A 19053-nucleotide genomic window follows, 5' to 3' on the forward strand; every position below is an offset into this window, starting at 1 on the left:
CCCCGGCGGCCGAGGCCTCGGCTAGTTCTGGTGTGACTGGTAGTGGGCCACCGCGTCGGAGGTCCGGCCGGCGCCGTACACCCGGAGGAACTCTGCCAGCTCCGGGTGGCTCGGGGCGAGGGTGTCCGCCGCCTCGATGATGTCGCCGGCCGCCGCCACCGAGCGCAGCAGCGACTGGATCTCGCGGACCACCCGCTTGACCGTGGGCGCTCCCGAACTGCTCGTCGTCTGCGTGGTGTTGTTGAGCACCGAGCCCCCCTGCGACTTTCTGATCTCGTCCATCCGTTCGGTGGCCTCGGCCGCGCTCACACTGCCGTCCGAGACCTGCCCCGCCAGGTCCTGCAGCAGCTGCACCCGCTGGACCACCGCGGGATTGCCGATCTTGGCGCGCTGACCGCTCATCAGCTGCGACAGCATCGGCGCCGACAGCCCCAGTACACCGGCGAGACGCGCCTGGTTGAGACCGAGATCGTCGATGAGCTTACGGAAGAGCGCCCCCAACGGCTCCCCGTACCAGTTCCGCTGCAGCTCCCGCGCTCTTGCGGTGGCTTCCTGCTGTGCGGCGTCCATTGCGTCTCCCCATCGCTTCCCCAATACCGTGGTTCGCTGTAGCGAACCACGACGAGCATCTTACGGAGAGTGGTCGTCCACGGGGACCCCCCTCTTTTTGCGAGATATGGGGGGTGACCCGGTACGCTTGTCCGCAGCGCCCGCCGGTGTGTGTCCGCTCCGGCCGGACGTGTCATCTCGGGGCCTTAGCTCAGTTGGTAGAGCGCTGTCTTTGCATGGCAGATGTCAGGGGTTCGACTCCCCTAGGCTCCACGTCTCGGACCGGCCAGACGCCTCCCCGGCGGCTGGCCGGTTTTCTTGTGGGGTGACCCGCGTCACATCAGTGCGTTTGCAGCAATTGCATTCCTTTGCGCAAACATGCGCACGCGCGCCCGGGGGTCGCCGGGTCAACCTGTGGCTGACGGGCGGCCGTGCGGGGGCAGTGCGAGGTGATTTGAGGCGTCTTGGGCGGGCCACCGCACCTGCGCAGGCATAAGTGGAGGAATACGTTCCGTAAAAGAAGTCTCCACGGAATGTGCACACATGACGCGTTGCAAACGTCATCGCACGGGGAAACGTGAACGCTCGTCGCGGCGTTCCACGTGAAACGTCACCCGGGCAGCACGGTGGGGCAGGAGCCGTTCAAGTCTCCTGCCCCACCCAGGCGTTGGTGTCCGGCCCCGGAGCGCCGCGCGGCTCAGCGTCGGTCGTCGTCCTCCGCGGAGTCCTCCTCGGCCTGCTTCGCCTGGACATCCGGGTCCAGCGGGCCGCTGCCGTCCACCGCCGTCAGGCGCTCGTTCTGCGAAACCTCCGTCGCGGCGGGCGGCTCGACGAGCCAGTCGGGGTTCGCCTGCTTGTCCCACCACTTCCACGCGGCGAAGGCACCGCCGGTCAGGAGGCTCAGCAACGCCAGCCCCTTGACGGCGCGGCCGGCCCTGGCCCGCCGCTGCTGCCGGCGCACGAGCTTCTGGATCTGCCGCGGCGAGACCTGGCCGCGCAGGGCGGCCAGTGCCGCGGCGCCACGGGCCGCGGCCTCCTCCCGTACCGGCCCGGCGGCGGCGGCCGCGTGCTCGATCTTCGGACGGGAGTAGTCGGCCGCCTGGCGGGCGGCCTTGATGGTGTAGGCAGCCGCTTCGTGTGCGGCCTGGTCCACCCTTGGCGGCACATGAGCGCGCACCTGTCCCAGTCGCGGGGCGAGATGGGCGTCGTACTGCATGCGGGCCTGTCCGGCGGCCTGCGACACCTTGGGCGCAAGACGAACACGCGCCTCGTGTGCGTAGTGCGCTGCCTTGTCCTTGGCCGTGTCGGCGTAGGGCGCCACCACTTCCGCGGCATGCAGCACGCTGTCCTTCGCCGAACCGGTCGCGGCGCGCACGCTGTCGATGCGGGTCACGGCGTTCCTCCTCCTCGGTGGCGTACGGTAATTCGACTTTCCAGCCTTTTACGGATCATGCCTCTCGAAGGACTACCGGGCATGCGAGGGCGGGCATCCGGGTCAGTGCGGCCCACGGGGAGCCACACGGGGCGCCTCCGGTCGGCGCTCCGACGAGCGACGAACGGGACGATCACGGGCAGGGAAGCGGACATCACATGCGGGGAACCGGACGATCATGTGCAGGCAACCGGACGATCATGTGCCCGGGCCACGCCTGCGTGGGCTGATCGCGTGTGATAGCTGACGAATACGGGGCAAGGGGGCTTGTCGTCGACAATGCCATGGATCGCCCCGTCGCGCCCCCGAGACGAGGCGACCGGGCCGATTTCCGGCAACACATCGGGGATGTGGGCCCAGCGGCCGTGGCCGGGCGACTCAGGGCGCGTACCGTGCGAGGATCGGGGAGTCACAGAGGACACACGGAAGGCACATCGTGGCTGAGCAGCTTTACGCCACCCTGAAGACCAACCACGGCGACATCCAGGTCCGGCTTCTGCCGAACCACGCGCCCAAGACGGTCCGTAACTTCGTCGAGCTCGCCAAGGGCGAGCGTGAGTGGACGCACCCCGCGACGGGCGAGAAGTCCACGAAGAAGCTCTACGACGGCACGGTCTTCCACCGGGTGATCAGCGGCTTCATGATCCAGGGCGGTGACCCGCTGGGCAACGGCACCGGCGGTCCGGGGTACCAGTTCGAGGACGAGTTCCACCCGGACCTCGCCTTCGACAAGCCGTACCTGCTGGCCATGGCCAACGCCGGCCCGGGCACCAACGGCTCGCAGTTCTTCATCACGGTCTCCCCGACGGCCTGGCTGACCCGCAAGCACACCATCTTCGGCGAGGTCGCCGACGCGGCCAGCCAGAAGGTCGTGGACTCCATCGCCACCACCCAGACCAACCCGCGCACGGACCGCCCGGTCAACGACGTCGTCATCGAGTCGGTCGTCGTCGAGTCCCGCGAGGGCTGACCCCTCCGGGGCACCCGCACGAGGGAACAAAAGCGCCCCGCCCATCCGTAAAAGGAAGGGCGGGGCCACCCGTTCGTACGGAGAGTGAGGGGACCCATGGACCAGGCGCCAGGCAGCCCGCAGGATCCGCAGAACCAGGGGCCGCACGGAGCCCGGGAACAGCCGGTCTGCTACCGGCACCCCGACCGCGAGACGGGTATCCGCTGCACCCGCTGCGAGCGTCCCATCTGCCCGGAGTGCATGGTCGGCGCCTCGGTGGGCTTCCAGTGCCCCGAATGCGTCCGCGGCGGCTCCGGCACGGGCCACCCCCCGGCCGCGTCCCGGCCGCGCACGCTCACGGGCGGCACGGTCACGGAAGACCCCCGGCTGGTCACCAAGGTCCTCATCGGGATCAACCTGTTCGTCTTCCTGCTCCAGCTGTCGCTGGGTGACGCCTTCAGAGACCATTTCGAGCTCGTCGGAGACGCACGGTTCACGGCCGCAGGCCCGCTCGAGGGTGTCGCGCAAGGGCAGTGGTACCGGCTGCTGACGGCGATGTTCCTGCACGCCAACTACGTCCACATCCTGTTCAACATGCTCAGCCTGTGGTGGATCGGCGGCCCCCTCGAGGCGGCCCTCGGCCGTGCCCGCTATCTCGCGCTCTACTTCACCTCCGGGCTGGCCGGCAGCGCGCTCACCTATCTGATCGCCGCCCCGACCCAGCCCTCGCTCGGCGCCTCCGGCGCGATCTTCGGGCTCTTCGGCGCCACCGCCGTGCTCATGCGCCGGCTCCGGTACGACATGCGCCCCGTGATCGGTCTTCTCGTGGTCAACCTGATCATCACGTTCGGGTGGGGCAACATCGCATGGCAGGCCCACATCGGGGGACTCGTCGGCGGTGTCGTGGTCGGCTATGCCATGGTCCACGCCCCGCGCGAGCGGCGCACTCTCGTCCAGTACGGGACGTGTGCGCTGGTGCTCGCGGCCGTGGTCGTGATGACCCTGGCGAGGACGGCCCAGCTCACCTGAGCGGCGGATCCGCACAGGCAGTAGCCCAAGGTTGTACCCAGCGTTGTCCACAGTCTGTGGCGGATCTTGTGCACGCTGTGGGGAACAGACGTGCCCCCTGTCACCGAGCGGAGTTTCCGCAGGTGAGACAGGGGGCGAACGCATTTGCGGGGGCCGGTGATTCCGTCATACCGGCGTCAACGCCCGATCCGGTTATCCACAGATCGTCGTTCTTTTTCCACTGGTCGCCGCCTCTGTGGACAAAGGCTGTGGATAACTCGCCGCACCCCACCGGACGGAGCCGGACGCAGAGCCCCGCGGGGCCGCTACTTCCACTGTGTGGAGACGCCGAACCCCGCCGCGATGAAGCCGAAGCCCACCACGATGTTCCAGTTGCGCAGCGCGTGGATGGGCAGCGAGCCGTCGGTCACGTAGAAGACGACGATCCACGCGAGACCGATGAGGAACATCGCCAGCATGACCGGCGCGACCCAGCCGCGGCTGTCCAGCTTGATGTTGGTGGCCTGCTTGGACGGCGGCGGCGTGTAGTCGGCCTTCTTGCGGATACGTGACTTCGGCACGAGGGTCTCTCCTGTCGATGCGCTGCGTGGCCGCGCAGGGAACGGGGCGGGCTCCGGGGCAGCGTACAAGGGGACACTGAGCGCTCCCCCGGGCGTCCGTTAGCGTAGTGCTTCCGCGGCGCCGAAGGAGATAAGGGTACGTTGAGCAATACGGCCGACTCCCCCCAGGCGGGTCCCGGGTCCCCCCGAACGGGGCCCCTGCCCCCCGCCGCGCGCCGGCTGCGGCCCGTGCGCGTGCTCACGGTGGGTGTCTTCGCCCTCGCCGGGCTGCTGTTCATCACGAGTTTCAACACGGCCAGGGGCACCAACATCCGCACGGACACCTCGCTGCTGAAGCTCTCCGACCTGATCCACGACCGCAGCCAGAAGAACGCCCGCCTCGACGAGTCCAACGCCGTGCTCCGCGACGACGTCGAGGCCCTCGCCAAGCGGACCGGCGGCGGCACCAGCAAGGCCGAGGAAGCCCGGCTCGCGGCGCTGGAGAAGAACGCCGGCACCCAGAAGCTCACCGGCAGGGCCGTCACGGTCACCCTCAACGACGCCCCGCCGGGCGCCACCGCCAAGCTCCCCGGCTACCCCGAGCCGCAGCCCGACTACCTGGTCATCCACCAGCAGGACCTCCAGGCCGTGGTGAACGCGCTGTGGCAGGGCGGCGCCCGGGGCATCAAGGTCATGGACCAGCGGCTGATCTCCACCAGCGCCGTGCGCTGCGTCGGCAACACCCTGATCCTCCAGGGACGCGTCTACTCGCCCCCGTACAAGATCACCGCGGTCGGCGACCCGGACAGACTGCAGAAGGCGCTCGCCTCCTCGCCCGCGATCCAGAACTACATGGTGTACGTCAACGTCTACGGCCTCGGCTGGAAGGTCACCGAGGACGGAACGGTGACTCTTCCCGGCTACTCGGGCACAGTGGATCTGCACTACGCGAAGCCCGTGCAGTAGAGCCCGGGATCGGCTGCCGCAGGGGGACCTGTGCCGGTACGCGTGATCGTCAGGACCGTCAGCGAACTGTGCATCACCGTGGGCGCCCTCATCGTGCTTTTTGTGGTCTACGTCCTGTTCTGGACCGGAGTGCGGGCGGACCGCGCGATGAACGACCAGATCGACCAGCTGCAAAGGCAGTGGTCGAAGGCGACGGCGGCGACCACCGCCGCACCCGGCGGTCCCGCGAGCCAGGGACGGCCCGGACCGTACGTCCCCGGCAGGCCGTTCGCCGTCATGTACATTCCCCGGCTCGGTTTCACGTGGAACAAGCCCGTGCTCGAGGACACCGCGGTGGACACCCTGAAGAAGGGCCTCGGCCACTACCCGGGCACCGCCCGGCTCGGCCAGGAGGGCAACTTCGCGGTCGCCGGACACCGGCGCACCTACGGCGACCCCTTCAAGGACTTCCCCCGGCTGCGCCCCGGGGACGCGGTCGTCCTCACCGACGGAAGCACCTGGTTCACGTATCGGATCGACAAAGGCCCTTACAAAACCGTGCCCACGGACGTTGAAGTAATCGACCCTGTGCCACGTAAGTCGGGGTACGGGCGTCCGGGACGCTATCTGACGCTGACCACGTGTGATCCGGAATGGGGGCACAGTCACCGGTTGATCGTCTGGGCGCACCTCGATGCCGCACAGCCTGTGGACGCAGGCAAACCGGCGGCCCTTCGCCGTTAGTCTGGTGGCGTACGGCGGGAGTCTGGTGCCGTGATGAGACGGAAGGGACGGCATGTACGGCTGGATCTGGCGGCGTCTGCCGGGGAACGCTTGGATCAAGGCGATGATCTCGCTCGTGCTGGTCCTGGCCGTGGTCTACGTCCTCTTCCAGTACGTCTTCCCGTGGGCCGAACCGCTGCTGCCCTTCAACGATGTGACGGTGGACAACCAGTGAGCGCGCGCATTCTCGTCGTCGACAACTACGACAGCTTCGTCTTCAACCTGGTGCAGTACCTCTACCAGCTGGGCGCCGAGTGCGAGGTGCTGCGCAACGACGAGGTGTCGACCGCGCACGCGCAGGACGGCTTCGACGGTGTGCTGCTGTCGCCCGGCCCCGGCACTCCCGAGGAGGCCGGCGTCTGCGTCGAGATGGTGCGGCACTGCGCCGCGACCGGCGTGCCCGTCTTCGGCGTCTGCCTGGGGATGCAGTCGATGCAGGTGGCGTACGGCGGTGTCGTCGACCGGGCGCCGGAGCTCCTGCACGGCAAGACCTCCCTGGTCGAGCACGAGGGCAAGGGCGTCTTCGCCGGTCTGCCCTCCCCCTTCACCGCGACCCGCTACCACTCCCTGGCGGCCGAGCCGGAGACGGTGCCGGCCGAGCTGGAGGTCACGGCACGTACGCACGACGGGATCATCATGGGCCTCAGGCACCGCGAACTCCGCGTCGAGGGCGTGCAGTTCCACCCCGAGTCGGTGCTCACCGAGCATGGCCACCGGATGCTGGCCAACTGGCTGACGGAATGCGGTGACCAGGGGGCCGTGGCGAGGTCGGCGGGGCTGGCCCCGGTGGTGGGCAGGGCCACGGCGTGACCGCGCTGCGCCCCGAGCGCGAGAGCGGCGCCGCCTACGGTGGCGCCGCGGACCACGCATCCCCGTACGGGCAGCAGCCGTACGGGGACGGCGGCGCTTGGCAGGAGCAGGCGTGGCAGGCGGCAGGCGGGCACGGCGAGCCGTACGGGCAGCAGATACCGCACCAGGCATACGACCAGACGGCGCTGCTCCCCCCGTACGAGGAGCCCGCAGCCGCTCCGTTCCACGACCCGTACGTGCCGATGGACAACGAGACGGTCGCGCTGCGCGCCGTCGGCGTCGACGACGCCCGGGAGACCGCGAACCGCGCGGCCGGTCCCGCCGCCCCGCCCGGTGGCCGTGCCGCGCGGCGCAAGGCCGCCAGGAGGCACGGACGGCACGGAGGCGGCCAGGGCGGCCCCGGCGGGCCACAGACGCCCGCGAGAGGCCCTGGGGCGGCCTCGACGGCTCCCCGGTCCCGGGTGGAGGCCCGTCGGGCGGCACGGGCCCAGAAGCCCGGCGCAGCGGTTGTCGTGAGCCGGCTGGTCGGCGAGCTGTTCATCACCACCGGTGTGGTGATGCTGCTGTTCGTGACCTACCAGCTGTGGTGGTCGAACGTGCGGGCGCACCAGGAGGCGGGCAGCGCCGCACAGCACCTCCAGCAGGACTGGGCGAGCGGCAAACGGGCGCCGGGGACCTTCGCGCCCGGGCAGGGCTTCGCCATACTGCACATCCCGAAGCTGGACGTGGTCGCGCCCATCGCGGAGGGCACCAGCAAGACCGACGTCCTGGACAAGGGCATGGTCGGCCACTACGGCCAGGGCCGCCTCAAGACGGCCATGCCGGACGCCAAGACGGGCAACTTCGGGCTCGCGGGGCACCGGAACACGCACGGCGAGCCGTTCCGGTACATCAACCGTCTCCAGCCCGGCGACGCGATCGTGGTCGAGACACAGGACGACTACTTCGTCTACAGGATGACGTCCATCCTTCCGGTGACCTCGCCGGCGAACACCAGCGTCCTCGATCCCATACCGAAGGGCTCGGGCTTCACCAGGCCGGGCCGCTACATCACCCTGACCACCTGTACGCCGGAATTCACCAGCAAGTACCGGATGATCGTCTGGGGCAAGATGGTCGAGGAACGGCCGCGCAGCAAGGGCAAGCCGGACGCCCTCATCTCGTAGTGCCCGGATTCCCCGGGCCGTTCATTTCGTAAGGCCCGTGTACGCACGGGCACGTACAGACGGAGCAGATTGCAGTGGGCGTGACGACCGACCAGGACGAGCAGACCGACGCGCCGTCGTCCGGTCCCGACTCCCCCTCCTCGCCCCGGCGCCGCGGCACCGGCCGGATCGCGTTCGCCGTCAGCGTCTTCGGGGAGCTGCTCATCACCGTGGGCCTGGTGCTCGGCCTGTTCGTCGTGTACTCCCTGTGGTGGACGAACGTCCTCGCCGACCGCAAGGCGGACCGGCAGGGCGACAAGGTGCGCGACCACTGGGCGGCCGAGAAGGACAGCGGACCGGGCGCCCTGGACACCAAGGACGGCATCGGGTTCCTGCATGTGCCGGCCATGGACAACGGCGAGGTGCTGGTCGAGATGGGCACGTCGGCGAAAGTCCTCAACGACGGCGTGGCCGGCTACTACACGGACCCCGTCAAGGCGACCCTGCCGATGACGGGTCTGACCGGCAACTTCGCGCTGGCCGCGCACCGCGACGGGCACGGGGCGAAGTTCCACAACATCGACAAGCTGAGGAAGGGCGACCCGGTCGTCTTCGAGACCAAGGACGACTGGTACGTCTACAAGGTCTTCGCGATCCTCCCGGAGACGTCGAAGTACAACGTGAAGGTCCTCTCCGCGGTCCCCAAGCAGGCGGGCGTGACGAAACCGGGCCACTACATCACCCTGACGACCTGCACCCCGGTCTTCACCTCCGAGTACCGCTACATCGTGTGGGGCGAACTGGAACGCGTGGACAAGGTGGACAGCGAGCGGACCCCGCCGCCGGAGCTGCGCTGACCACCGGAGCTGCGCTGACCGCCGGTCCTCCCCGGTGCACGACTGGGCCCCGGCCCCCTGTCGAGGGGGGCCGGGGCCCGGTGTCGTACCAGGGGGCGGGTCAGTTCCTCCTGCCGCCGGTCAGGCCGCCGAAGATGTTCGTGCCGCCGTTGCCGCCGTTGCCGCCGTTGTTGCCACCCTGGTCGGCGGTGACCAGGTCCACCGAGCTGCCCTGCTGGACCTGACTGCCCGGGGCCGGGTTCGACCCCAGCACGGTGGCGTCGTCGTTCTGGGAGCCGACGATGTTGCCCACCTGGAGACCCGCCTGCTTCAGCGCCTGCTTGACGTCCTTCAGCCTCTGGCCCTGGATGTTCGGGACCTGGGTCTGCTGGGGCGCCTTGCCGACCTGGATGGTGACGGTGGAGCCCTTCTTGACCGTGCTGTTGGCCGCGGGCACCGTCTGGACGACCTTGCCGGCCTGGTTCGGGTCGCTGACGTCCACCTCGACGCAGTTGCCGGTCAGGTTGTTGGCCTGCATCTGCTGCTTGGCGGCTTCACAGGCCTGGTTCGTCACGTCCGGCACGGTCGTCGTCGCGGGGGCGACGGCCACCGTCAGCGTGATCACCGTGCCCTTCTCCTTGTCCGTGCCGCCTTCCGGGTCCTGCTCGGTGACGACACCCGGAGTCTGGTCGGACTCCTGCGTCTTCTGCTCGACCTTGAAGCCCTTGTCCTCGAGCTGCGACTTCGCCTTGTCGAACTGGACACCCCGGACGTCGGGCACCGTCACCTTCGGGGCGCCCGTGGACACCACCAGGTTGATCGTGGTGCCCTTCTTGACCGAGGTCTTGAACTTCGGGTTCTGGTCGCAGACGTTGCCCTTGGCCTGGTCGTCGCAGGGCCTGCTGGAGAACGCCAGCTTCAGGTCGGAGTTGTCCGCCAGCTGCCGCGCATCGGCCCTGGACTGGCCGACGAAGTTGGGCACGGAGACGTTCCCGTTGCCCGGGCCGCTGCCGCTGAACATCCACTTGCCGATGAGGATCGCGCCGAGCAGCACCAGCACACCCGCGACGACCAGCAGGATCGTCGAGGTGTTCGCCTTCTTCTTCTGGCGGCGGCGGTCCGGGCGGTCGTCGTAGCCGAAGCCGCCGTCGTCCGGGTTCATGGGCGGCAGCATCGTCGTGGCGCCGGCGGGCTCGGCGCGCAGGGCCGTCGTCGCCTGGTCGTCGGCGTACCCGCCGTAGCCGACGGAGCCCATGGCCGCCGTCGCCGCGACCGGCTGGCCGTCGAGGCACGCCTCGATGTCCTGGCGCATCTCGTCGGCGCTCTGGTAGCGGTAGTCCGGGTCCTTGACCAGCGCCCGCAGCACGATCGCGTCCATCGCGGGCGTGATCTCGGGGTCGAAGACGCTCGGCGGCTGCGGCTCCTCGCGTACATGCTGATAGGCGACCGCGACCGGGGAGTCCCCCACGAACGGCGGGCGGACCGTCAGCAGCTCGTACAGCAGGCAACCGGTCGAATACAGGTCGGACCGGGAGTCGACCTGCTCGCCCTTCGCCTGCTCCGGCGAGAGGTACTGGGCCGTTCCGATGACCGCCGCCGTCTGCGTCATCGTCATACCGGAGTCACCCATCGCGCGGGCGATACCGAAGTCCATCACCTTGACCTGGCCGTTGCGCGTCAGCATGACGTTCGCGGGCTTGATGTCACGGTGGACGATGCCGTTGCGGTGGGCGTACTCCAGGCCCTGGAGGATGCCGATGGTCATCTCCATGGCCCGCTCCGGCAGCAGCTTGCGGCCGCTGTGAAGAAGCTCACGGAGCGTGGAGCCGTCGACGTACTCCATCACGATGTACGGGATCGAGACCCCGTCGATGTAGTCCTCGCCCGTGTCGTACACCGCGACGATCGCGGGGTGGTTGAGCGAGGCGGCCGACTGGGCCTCCCGGCGGAACCGTGCCTGGAAGGAAGGGTCGCGCGCCAAGTCGGCGCGCAGCGTCTTCACCGCCACGGTGCGGCCGAGGCGCGTGTCATGCGCGAGGTAGACCTCGGCCATGCCACCACGGCCGAGCACATGGCCCAGCTCGTACCGGCCGCCGAGGCGACGCGGCTCTTCCATAGCTTCCTACCAGCCCTCTCCGTCGGTCCCGACCACACCCGCGTGTGGTCCGGCGGTGTGCTGTCCGGGCATACGGTACCCGGCTCGCTCTGTGTGACCTGGCCACATCCGCCACCCGATACAGGACCGGTATCGCAACGTGCATCGATGTGAAGGGGACGTGATCGGGGTCACTTCTTGCTGTTGATGACCGCCTCCATGACGTTCTTCGCAATCGGGGCGGCGAGGCCGCCACCGGAGATGTCGTCACGGTTGGCGTTGTCGTCCTCGACCACCACGGCCACGGCTACCGGCGAACTGCCGTCGCCGAGCTTGGCGAACGAGATGAACCATGCGTACGGCTTCTCGCTGTTGTTCAGGCCGTGCTGGGCGGTGCCGGTCTTGCCGCCCACCGTCACGCCGTCGATCTGCGCGTTCTTGCCCGTACCGTCCTTGACGACCGTCTCCATCATCGACTGGAGGATCTGGGCGTTCTTCTCGGACAGCGGCCGGCTCAGCTCCTGCGGCTGGGTCTGCGTGATCACGTCCAGGCCGGGCGTCTGCAGCTTGTCCACCATGTACGGCTTCATCAGCTTGCCGTCGTTCGCGACCGCGGAGGCCACCATCGCCATCTGCAGCGGGGTCGCGGCCGTCTCGAACTGGCCGATCGAGCTGAGCGCCGTCTGCGGCTTGTCCATGTCCTTGGGGAAGTTGGAGGCGTTGGCCCGCACCGGCGTGAACTGCTCGGAGTTGAAGCCGAACTTCTTGGCCTGCTCCAGCATCTTGTCCTTGCCCAGGTCGGCGCCGATCTTGCCGAAGACCGTGTTGCAGGAGAACTGCAGCGCGACCCGCATGGGCGCGTTCTTGCAGGGGATGTTGCCCTCGTTCTTCAGCTCGGTCCGGGTGTTCGGGAGGGTGTACGGCAGCGGCGAGTCGGTGTTCTGATCCGCGCTGTCGTACAGCCCGTTCTGCAGCGCCGCGGCCGCGGTGACCACCTTGAACGTGGAGCCCGGCGGGTAGGTCTCGCGCAGCGCCCGGTTCAGCATCGGGTCGCTCGGGTCGTTCTTCTTCTGCAGCTTCGTCCACGCCTTGGAGTCGACGGTCGTGGAGTTGCCGGCGAACGACGACGGGTCGTACGACGGGTAGGAGGCGAGCGCCAGGATCGCACCCGTCTGCGGGTCGAGCGCGACGGCCGCGCCCTTGCCGCCGACCCTCTTCAGACCGTCGTAGGCGGCCTTCTGCGCGGCCCCGTTGAGCGTGGTGACGACATTGCCGCCCTGCTGCTGCTTGCCGGTCAGCATGTTCAGCGTGTTCCGGAAGAACAGCCGGTCGTCGTCGCCGGTGAGGATGCCGTCCTCGAGGGACTCCAGCTGCGTGGCACCGAACGCCTGGGACGCGTAGCCGGTGACCGGCGACCACATCGCGCCGTCCTTGTAGGTGCGCTTGTAGGCGAAGTCGTTGAGGCTGTCGGCGGACGTCTTCTTCGACCCGGTGATCGGGTCGCCGTCGACGATGATGTCGCCGCGGGGCTTGGAGTACCGGGCGATCAGGACACGGCGGTTGTTCGGGTCGGTGCGCAGACTGTCGGCCTGGAGGTACTGGAGCCAGTTGTCGCGGACGAGCAGCGCGAGGACAAGGAGCCCGCAGAAGATCGCGATCCGGCGCAGGGGCTTGTTCACGGGCGGACCACCTGGGTCATCTCGGCGTCGGGGTTTGGAGCGGGGGACGGCGCCGGGCGGCGCGCGGTGTCGCTGATGCGCAGCAGGATGCCGATCAGGGCCCAGTTGGCGATGACGGAGGAACCGCCGTACGCCAGGAACGGCATCGTCATACCGGTCAGCGGGATGAGCCCCATGACACCGCCGGCGACCACGAACACCTGGAGCGCGAAGGCGCCGGACAGGCCCACGGCGAGCAGCTTGCCGAACGGGTCGCGGGCGGCGAGGGCGGTGCGCACGCCGCGCTCCACGATCAGGCCGTAGATCAGCAGGATCGCCATGATCCCGGCCAGGCCCAGCTCCTCGCCGAAGGTCGCGAGAATGAAGTCGGAGTTGGCCGCGAACCGGATCAGGTCCGAGTGGCCCTGACCGAGGCCGGTGCCGAGGGTGCCGCCGGAGCCGTACGCCCACAGCGCCTGCATGGCCTGCTCGGAGTGGCCTGCGACACCCTGCCGGGAGAGCGTGTACTCCTTCATCGGGTCGAGCCACGCCTGGACACGCTGCTGCACATGCGGTTCGAACGAGGCCACGCCGACGGCGCCGACCGCCGACATCAGCAGACCGAAGACGATCCAGCTGGTCCGCTCGGTGGCGACGTACAGCATGATGACGAACATTCCGAAGAACAGCAGCGACGTACCGAGGTCGGTCTCGAAGACCAGGATCAGGATCGAGATGAACCAGACGACCAGGATCGGGCCGAGGTCGCGGCCGCGCGGCAGGTACAGACCCATGAAGCGGCGGCTGGCCAGCGCGAGTGCGTCGCGCTTCACCATCAGGTAGCCGGCGAAGAACACCGCCAGCACGATCTTCGCGAACTCACCGGGCTGAATGCTGAAGCTGCCGACGTGGATCCAGATCTTCGCGCCGTAGATGTTCGCGCCGAGACCCGGGATGAGCGGCAGGAGCAGCAGGACCAGCGCGCCCACCATGGAGATGTACGTGTACCGCTGAAGGACCCGGTGGTCCTTCAGGAAGATCAGCACGACGACGAAGAGGGCGATGCCCATCGCGGTGTACATCAGCTGGCGGGGCGCAGCGGTGCCGGCCTGCTTGATGGACTGCAGCAGCTTCGACTGGTCCAGCCGCCAGATGACGACCAGGCCGAGCCCGTTCAGCAGCGTCGCGAGCGGCAGCAGCAACGGGTCCGCGTACGGGGCGAACTTCCGTACGACGAGATGGCCCACCCCGGCCAGCAGACCGAGGCCGACGCCGTAGCTCAGCAGGCCGGGCGGCACCTTGTTGTTGATGGCGAGGCCCACGTTGGCGTAGGCGAACACCGGGATGACGACCGCGAACACCAGCAGCGCCAGTTCGGTGTTGCGGCGGCTCGGCGTGCCGATCGCGCCGATCGTGGACGTGTGATGCGTCGTCGTGTTCGTACTGCTGCTCATGGTGTGACAGGGCCCCTCACGGCTTGCTTACTGCTTACCGCACAGTGAGACGACCTTCTGCTCTTCCTCCGAGAGGGTGGGGCCGGGTGTGGGAGTGGGTGCGGTTGGGGTCTTGGTCGCCGGCGGCGACGCCGAGGACGTCGGGGTCGGCGAGGCCTTGGACGTGAAGGAGGCCTTCGTGGTTCCCGTGGTGTCCCCGGCCTTGCCCTTGCCGGTCTTCGCGCTGGTCTGGCTCTGCGTCTTCAGGCGTTCGTTCTCCTTCCGGCACGCGGACGCCTGCACGGACAGCTCGGAGATCTTCGACTGGGCCGCCGTGAGACCGCCCTCGGCGATGGTCGCCCTGACCTGCTTCTGCTGGTACGGCGGCAGGTACTTGAGTTCGATCTCGGGGTGGTCCTTCTCCACCTTCGACAGCGACACCCAGGCGAGGTCCTGGCTGATGCCGCGGTAGAGCGCCACGTGCGTGCCGTTGGCGCCGACGTAGTACTGCGTCTGCGTCCACTGGTAGGCGCCGTAGCAGCCCCCGCCGATGACGCCGAGCACGAGAGCCGTGTAGAACGATCTCTTCAGCCACCTGCGGCCCTTGCGCGGCTTGACGAAGTCCTCGTCGGTGTAGTCGCCGAAGCTGCCCGCCGGGACGTAGCCGGTGGTGTCACCGCTGCCGGGCGGCCCGAACTCGCCGCCGCCCTGCCCGGGCACCGGCCGGCCCAGTCCGGAGGCACGGCCCGCGGGCGTCTGCATGATGCCGTTGTCGTGCAGGTGGTGCTGGTTCTCCGCGACCGCGCCCACCACGACCGGGGTGTCGGACAGCTGCCCGGCGAGGGTGTCCCCGGTGTCCAGGTCCAGGACGTCGGCCACGATGACCGTGATGTTGTCGGGGCCGCCGCCGCGCAGCGCGAGCTGGATCAGCTCCTGCACGGTCTCCTGCGGGCCCTGGTAGCTGGCGAGGGTCTCCTCCATCGTCTGGTGGGAGACCACCCCGGACAGCCCGTCGGAGCAGATCAGATACCGGTCGCCGGCCCGTACCTCGCGGATCGACAGGTCGGGCTCGACGTGGTCGCCGCTGCCCAGTGCGCGCATCAGCAGCGAGCGCTGCGGATGGGTGGTGGCCTCTTCCTCCGTGATGCGGCCCTCGTCGACGAGCCGCTGTACCCAGGTGTGGTCCTGGGTGATCTGCGTCAGGACGCCGTCCCGCAGCAGATAGGCACGGGAGTCTCCGACGTGGACGAGGCCGAGCCGCTGACCGGTCCACAGCAGGGCGGTGAGCGTGGTGCCCATGCCCTCCAGCTGGGGGTCCTCCTCCACCATCGCCCGCAGCTGGTCGTTGGCGCGCTGCACCGCCGTGCCGAGCGAGGTGAGGATGTCGGAGCCGGGGATGTCGTCGTCGAGCGCGACGATCGTGGAGATCACCTCGGAGGAGGCGACCTCGCCGGCGGCCTGGCCGCCCATCCCGTCGGCGATCGCGAGCAGGCGCGGACCGGCGTAACCGGAGTCCTCGTTGCCCTCGCGGATCATGCCTTTGTGCGATCCGGCGGCGAAGCGCAGTGACAGACTCATGCGCACCTCGCCCGTCGGCTCCGGGTACATCCGCACGGTGCCCACCCTCCGGTCGGGAGCGCGCCGGGGCCCATGGTGTGGTCCGCCGCTGCGTGCTCGCTCCGCTCGCTCATTGTCGTACTACTTCCGCAGCTCGATGACGGTCTTGCCGATGCGGATCGGCGCACCCAGCGGAATCGGTGTGGGAGTCGTCAGCCGGGTCCGGTCGAGGTACGTGCCGTTGGTGGACCCGAGGTCCTCGACGATCCACTGGCCGTCCCGGTCGGGGTAGATCCGGGCGTGCCGGCTGGAGGCGTAGTCGTCGTCCAGCACGATGGTGCTGTCGTGGGCGCGGCCGAGCGTGATGGTCTGGCCCTGCAGCGCCACCGTCGTGCCGGTCAGGGACCCCTCGGACACGACCAGCTTGGTCGGCGCACCTCGGCGCTGGCGGCTGGCGCTCGGCTGCTGCCGCTGCGGTGGCGGCCCCGCCGCCCGGGCGGCCTGCTGCGGCCGTCCGGCGTCCCGGCGCGAGCCGCGCTGGGTGACGCGCGTACCGAACAGGTCGCTGCGGATGACCTGCACGGCCACGATCACGAACAGCCACAGTACGGCCAGGAAACCCAGCCGCATGACCGTGAGGGTCAGCTCTGACATTGCCCCCGCTTCACCCTTCGGCTTGCCGGTAAATGATGGTGGTGCTGCCCACGACGATCCGCGAGCCGTCGCGGAGCGTAGCGCGGGTGGTGTGCTGCCCGTCCACCACGATGCCGTTGGTGGACCCGAGATCCTGGATCGTCGAGGGCGTTCCGGTCCGGATCTCGCAGTGCCGGCGGGAGACGCCGGGGTCGTCGATCCGCACGTCCGCTTCGGTGCTGCGGCCCAGCACCAGCGTCGGACGGGAGATCTGGTGGCGGGTGCCGTTGATCTCGATCCAGTGGCGGGTGCGCCCGCCGGATGCCGGAGCGGCACCGGGACGCTGGCCCGCGGACTGCGGGTACCCGTAGCCGCCGGGGCGTCCGCCGGGCGGCGGCGCGGACGGCATGGGCGGTGCTCCCGCCGGCGCGGCGGCCGGCGGATAGCCGTAGCCGCCCGGGCCCTGCCGTCCGGAGGGGGCGGCGGGAGCGGGAGCCTGCTGGCTGGTGGAGGAGGCCAGCGTGCGGCTGCGCACCCGGTACAGGCCGGTGTCGAGGTCGTCGGCCTTCTCCAGGTGGACCTTGATGGGGCCCATGAAGGTGTAGCGCTGCTGCTTGGCGTAGTCGCGCACCATGCCGGCGAGCTCGTCGCCGAGCTGGCCGGAGTAGGGGCTCAGGCGCTCGTAGTCCGGAGCGCTCAGCTCCACGATGAAGTCGTTGGGGACCACGGTCCGCTCGCGGTTCCAGATCGTCGCGTTGTTGTCGCACTCGCGCTGCAGCGCGCCGGCGATCTCCACGGGCTGGACCTCGGACTTGAAGACCTTGGCGAAGGTGCCGTTGACCAGACCTTCGAGACGCTGCTCGAACTTCTTCAGGACTCCCATGAGGCACCTCCTCCGTCGTTGCCGTCCTGGGTACTGCTTACCTGGTACTGCTTACTGATCGTATCCACGCGCCGGAAAATCGGCTGGTTCCCCCTGTCGGCCCTGTCGACGGGTGTCGACGCCTGCGGAGTTCCCTCCGGCCGACCCCTTCGAACTCCTCCTGCTCGTACTCCGTGCTCGTACTCCTGGCATGGATCGTAGAGGCGGCCGCAGACCAGTGTCCCGCACCTGACTGTGCACCCTGCCCCCTCCTGGAGAGATGAGCGGGACCGGTACGAGGTTGATACGTGAACCGATACGGCTCGAGACGTTGCCGGGGCGCCGGGGGCGCCTGGGGAGCGAGGGCTGTGCGGGGGCGCGGCGAGGCGCTGCGGTTGCCTGGGGGACGGGGCGGGTGCCGGTACCGGCGCTGGTCGAACGGGTGGGTGGTCGTACCGGCGCTGGTCGAACGGGTGTCCGTGGGGCTGGTCGGAGGCCGGTCGCAGGGGCGTCCACCGGTGGGGCCGGTGCCCTGCGGGAAAGCGATGTGAACCCACCCTCGCCAGCGTGCTAATGTTCTCGATGTCGGAAGGCGCCGACACCGCAAGGGGCCGGAGCCGGAAGACACACCCAATGCGCGGGTGGCGGAATAGGCAGACGCGCTGGATTCAGGTTCCAGTGCCCGCAAGGGCGTGGGGGTTCAACTCCCCCCTCGCGCACCAGAGAAACCGATGAGACGGGTCTCTGCCGGTGACGGAAGTCACGGCGGGGCCCGTTTCTCGTTGTCCCGGGACTTGTGAGGGACCACACAGCCCGGTGGACGGATGCGCCGGGCCCGCCGGTGAGCTATCTCACCAAGGGGCCTGCGGCTTCGGCTCCTCTGCAGCCACTTCTTGGTCTTGCGGTGGTTCGCGTGGGCCGGCGGGAAGGTGAGCAGGATCGTTGTACCGCGGTGCCGTGATGCCGGGGATGCGGCGGAGCCCGCGGATTCGGTGCCTTCGGTCGCTCAGCCCGTCGGCTGAGCCGGCTCAGCCCGCCCGCCGCGGAACACCTCGTTGACCATCCTCTGGTGCGCCTTCCCGAACGCCACCGCCGCCTGCGCGTCGTCGAGCGGGGCGTCCCCGGTGGTCAGCGAGGCGGTCAGGTCGAACCGTCGCCGGGCGTGCCGTACGTCAGTGCCGCCCAGCCCGGGAAGCCGCCGCCGTGGGTGAAGACGGTGGCCCCGCAGTCCGTCTCCTGCACGAACAACCCCAGGCCGTAGCCCGACTTGGGGCGCGGTTCGCCCATCTCGGCCGGCAGCGGGGCCGGCAGGTGTCCGCCGGCGGCTCGGGGATGTCCGGCGAGGCGTCCGGCACCACGGTGCCCGATGCCCGACAGGCCGAGTGGACTCAGGATCCGCCGCTGCATCTCCTCGGCGAACGGCCCTCGGCCACCAGTTGCAGCACCAGGGTCGCGGTGAGGTCTTGGTGCTGCTGCCGACCCGGAACCGCCCGTCGGTCGGCGGCTCGGCGCTCTCGCCCGGCTTGCGCACACCGGCGCTGCCGACCCACCCGCCCCGCTGATCATGCACGTGCAGCCGTACTCCGGCCCAGACGGAATCGGCGATCTCAGACGCTGCGGGCGGTGATGTCGCCGTAGGCGGTGGTCGCGTGGATGTTCAGGCCGGCGGCGTCGCCGTCGGTGTTCTTCAGCGCGTTGTGGATCCGGCCGTAGGCGGTGCCGGCGTCCAGGGAGGCGGAGACTCCGCGGGCGGCGCCGACCGAGATCCCGCCGTGTTCGGTGCGCAGTGTGACCGTGC

18 protein-coding genes, 2 tRNA genes and 1 pseudogene are annotated in these 19053 nt (G+C 69.2%); 10 read left to right on the plus strand and 11 right to left on the minus strand.

Features of this window, described 5'->3' with window-relative positions:
* Positions 1-21 precede the first annotated feature (21 nt).
* Positions 22-570: a helix-turn-helix domain-containing protein gene (locus LZ604_RS18115; protein WP_234516320.1), complete on the minus strand. Its 549-nt coding sequence runs from the start codon at positions 568-570 to the stop codon at positions 22-24.
* 179 nt (positions 571-749) lie between these two features.
* Here LZ604_RS18115 and LZ604_RS18120 point away from each other — a divergent pair.
* Positions 750-822 (plus strand) — tRNA-Ala (locus tag LZ604_RS18120).
* A 424-nt stretch (positions 823-1246) separates the two neighbouring features.
* Here the strand turns inward: LZ604_RS18120 and LZ604_RS18125 are convergent.
* Entirely contained in the window at positions 1247-1942 is a 696-nt protein-coding gene (locus LZ604_RS18125; RefSeq protein ID WP_234516322.1) for a DUF5324 family protein, read from the minus strand.
* Between the two features lie 475 nt (positions 1943-2417).
* On the opposite strand from LZ604_RS18125, the gene LZ604_RS18130 reads away from it, so the two are divergent.
* On the plus strand, positions 2418-2951 hold the full coding sequence (locus LZ604_RS18130; protein WP_234516323.1) for a peptidylprolyl isomerase: 534 nt from the start codon (positions 2418-2420) through the stop codon (positions 2949-2951).
* Positions 2952-3047: 96 nt separating this feature from the next.
* Positions 3048-3959 (plus strand): rhomboid family intramembrane serine protease, encoded by a 912-nt coding sequence (locus tag LZ604_RS18135; protein WP_234516324.1) that lies wholly within the window; start codon positions 3048-3050, stop codon positions 3957-3959.
* A gap of 305 nt (positions 3960-4264) precedes the next feature.
* Here the strand turns inward: LZ604_RS18135 and crgA are convergent, their stop codons facing one another.
* Positions 4265-4519 carry a cell division protein CrgA gene (gene crgA, locus LZ604_RS18140; RefSeq protein ID WP_234516326.1) on the minus strand — a complete coding sequence of 85 codons (255 nt, stop codon included), beginning with the start codon at positions 4517-4519 and terminating at the stop codon, positions 4265-4267.
* Between the two features lie 141 nt (positions 4520-4660).
* Here crgA and LZ604_RS18145 point away from each other — a divergent pair, with 141 nt between their 5' ends.
* The 6 genes from LZ604_RS18145 (at position 4661) to LZ604_RS18170 (ending at position 9038) form a co-directional block, all read left to right on the plus strand.
* Entirely contained in the window at positions 4661-5464 is an 804-nt protein-coding gene (locus tag LZ604_RS18145) for a DUF881 domain-containing protein (protein ID WP_234516328.1), read from the plus strand.
* 30 nt (positions 5465-5494) lie between these two features.
* Complete coding sequence (locus tag LZ604_RS18150) at positions 5495-6187, plus strand: class E sortase (RefSeq protein ID WP_234516330.1); 693 nt, start codon at positions 5495-5497, stop codon at positions 6185-6187.
* 52 nt (positions 6188-6239) lie between these two features.
* Entirely contained in the window at positions 6240-6401 is a 162-nt protein-coding gene (locus LZ604_RS18155; protein ID WP_234516332.1) for a hypothetical protein, read from the plus strand.
* A complete protein-coding gene (locus LZ604_RS18160; protein WP_234516333.1) occupies positions 6398-7036 on the plus strand; it encodes an aminodeoxychorismate/anthranilate synthase component II in 639 nt (212 codons plus the stop codon). Before LZ604_RS18155 ends, LZ604_RS18160 begins: the two co-directional genes overlap by 4 nt.
* Positions 7033-8202: a class E sortase gene (locus tag LZ604_RS18165; RefSeq protein WP_234516334.1), complete on the plus strand. Its 1170-nt coding sequence runs from the start codon at positions 7033-7035 to the stop codon at positions 8200-8202. The genes LZ604_RS18160 and LZ604_RS18165 overlap by 4 nt, the downstream gene beginning before the upstream one ends.
* A gap of 74 nt (positions 8203-8276) precedes the next feature.
* Positions 8277-9038, plus strand: coding sequence for a class E sortase (locus LZ604_RS18170; protein ID WP_372482155.1), 762 nt, complete (start codon positions 8277-8279; stop codon positions 9036-9038).
* A 100-nt stretch (positions 9039-9138) separates the two neighbouring features.
* Here the strand turns inward: LZ604_RS18170 and pknB are convergent, their stop codons facing one another.
* The 6 genes from pknB to LZ604_RS18200 all read right to left on the minus strand — a co-directional run bounded on the left by pknB (position 9139) and on the right by LZ604_RS18200 (position 17276).
* Positions 9139-11133: a Stk1 family PASTA domain-containing Ser/Thr kinase gene (pknB, locus tag LZ604_RS18175; protein WP_234516335.1), complete on the minus strand. Its 1995-nt coding sequence runs from the start codon at positions 11131-11133 to the stop codon at positions 9139-9141.
* Between the two features lie 170 nt (positions 11134-11303).
* Positions 11304-12791 carry a peptidoglycan D,D-transpeptidase FtsI family protein gene (locus LZ604_RS18180; protein ID WP_234516337.1) on the minus strand — a complete coding sequence of 496 codons (1488 nt, stop codon included), beginning with the start codon at positions 12789-12791 and terminating at the stop codon, positions 11304-11306.
* Positions 12788-14224 (minus strand): FtsW/RodA/SpoVE family cell cycle protein, encoded by a 1437-nt coding sequence (locus LZ604_RS18185; protein ID WP_234516338.1) that lies wholly within the window; start codon positions 14222-14224, stop codon positions 12788-12790. Before LZ604_RS18185 ends, LZ604_RS18180 begins: the two co-directional genes overlap by 4 nt.
* A gap of 27 nt (positions 14225-14251) precedes the next feature.
* Positions 14252-15781, minus strand: coding sequence for a Stp1/IreP family PP2C-type Ser/Thr phosphatase (locus tag LZ604_RS18190; RefSeq protein WP_234516340.1), 1530 nt, complete (start codon positions 15779-15781; stop codon positions 14252-14254).
* A 120-nt stretch (positions 15782-15901) separates the two neighbouring features.
* Entirely contained in the window at positions 15902-16414 is a 513-nt protein-coding gene (locus tag LZ604_RS18195) for an FHA domain-containing protein FhaB/FipA (protein WP_234516341.1), read from the minus strand.
* A gap of 10 nt (positions 16415-16424) precedes the next feature.
* Positions 16425-17276, minus strand: coding sequence for an FHA domain-containing protein (locus tag LZ604_RS18200; protein ID WP_234516343.1), 852 nt, complete (start codon positions 17274-17276; stop codon positions 16425-16427).
* A gap of 614 nt (positions 17277-17890) precedes the next feature.
* Here LZ604_RS18200 and LZ604_RS18205 point away from each other — a divergent pair.
* Positions 17891-17977, plus strand: a tRNA-Leu gene (locus LZ604_RS18205).
* 418 nt (positions 17978-18395) lie between these two features.
* Here LZ604_RS18205 and LZ604_RS18210 read toward each other — a convergent pair.
* Positions 18396-18662, minus strand: coding sequence for a hypothetical protein (locus LZ604_RS18210; RefSeq protein ID WP_234516345.1), 267 nt, complete (start codon positions 18660-18662; stop codon positions 18396-18398).
* Between the two features lie 200 nt (positions 18663-18862).
* Positions 18863-19053: pseudogene (locus LZ604_RS18215) on the minus strand (DUF4097 family beta strand repeat-containing protein); the annotation flags it as partial.

It is taken from the genome of Streptomyces glomeratus, assembly GCF_021462825.1.
Taxonomy (GTDB): domain Bacteria; phylum Actinomycetota; class Actinomycetes; order Streptomycetales; family Streptomycetaceae; genus Streptomyces; species Streptomyces glomeratus.

Bases quoted from the DNA above. Each gene is read 5' to 3' on its own strand.
- LZ604_RS18210 (WP_234516345.1), bottom strand. From the start codon at position 18,662: ATGCAGCGGCGGATCCTGAGTCCACTCGGCCTGTCGGGCATCGGGCAC.
- pknB (WP_234516335.1), bottom strand. From the start codon at position 11,133: ATGGAAGAGCCGCGTCGCCTCGGCGGCCGGTACGAGCTGGGCCATGTG.
- LZ604_RS18195 (WP_234516341.1), bottom strand. From the start codon at position 16,414: ATGTCAGAGCTGACCCTCACGGTCATGCGGCTGGGTTTCCTGGCCGTA.
- LZ604_RS18190 (WP_234516340.1), bottom strand. From the start codon at position 15,781: ATGAGTCTGTCACTGCGCTTCGCCGCCGGATCGCACAAAGGCATGATC.
- LZ604_RS18115 (WP_234516320.1), bottom strand. From the start codon at position 570: ATGGACGCCGCACAGCAGGAAGCCACCGCAAGAGCGCGGGAGCTGCAG.
- LZ604_RS18135 (WP_234516324.1), top strand. From the start codon at position 3,048: ATGGACCAGGCGCCAGGCAGCCCGCAGGATCCGCAGAACCAGGGGCCG.
- LZ604_RS18155 (WP_234516332.1), top strand. From the start codon at position 6,240: ATGTACGGCTGGATCTGGCGGCGTCTGCCGGGGAACGCTTGGATCAAG.
- LZ604_RS18200 (WP_234516343.1), bottom strand. From the start codon at position 17,276: ATGGGAGTCCTGAAGAAGTTCGAGCAGCGTCTCGAAGGTCTGGTCAAC.
- LZ604_RS18185 (WP_234516338.1), bottom strand. From the start codon at position 14,224: ATGAGCAGCAGTACGAACACGACGACGCATCACACGTCCACGATCGGC.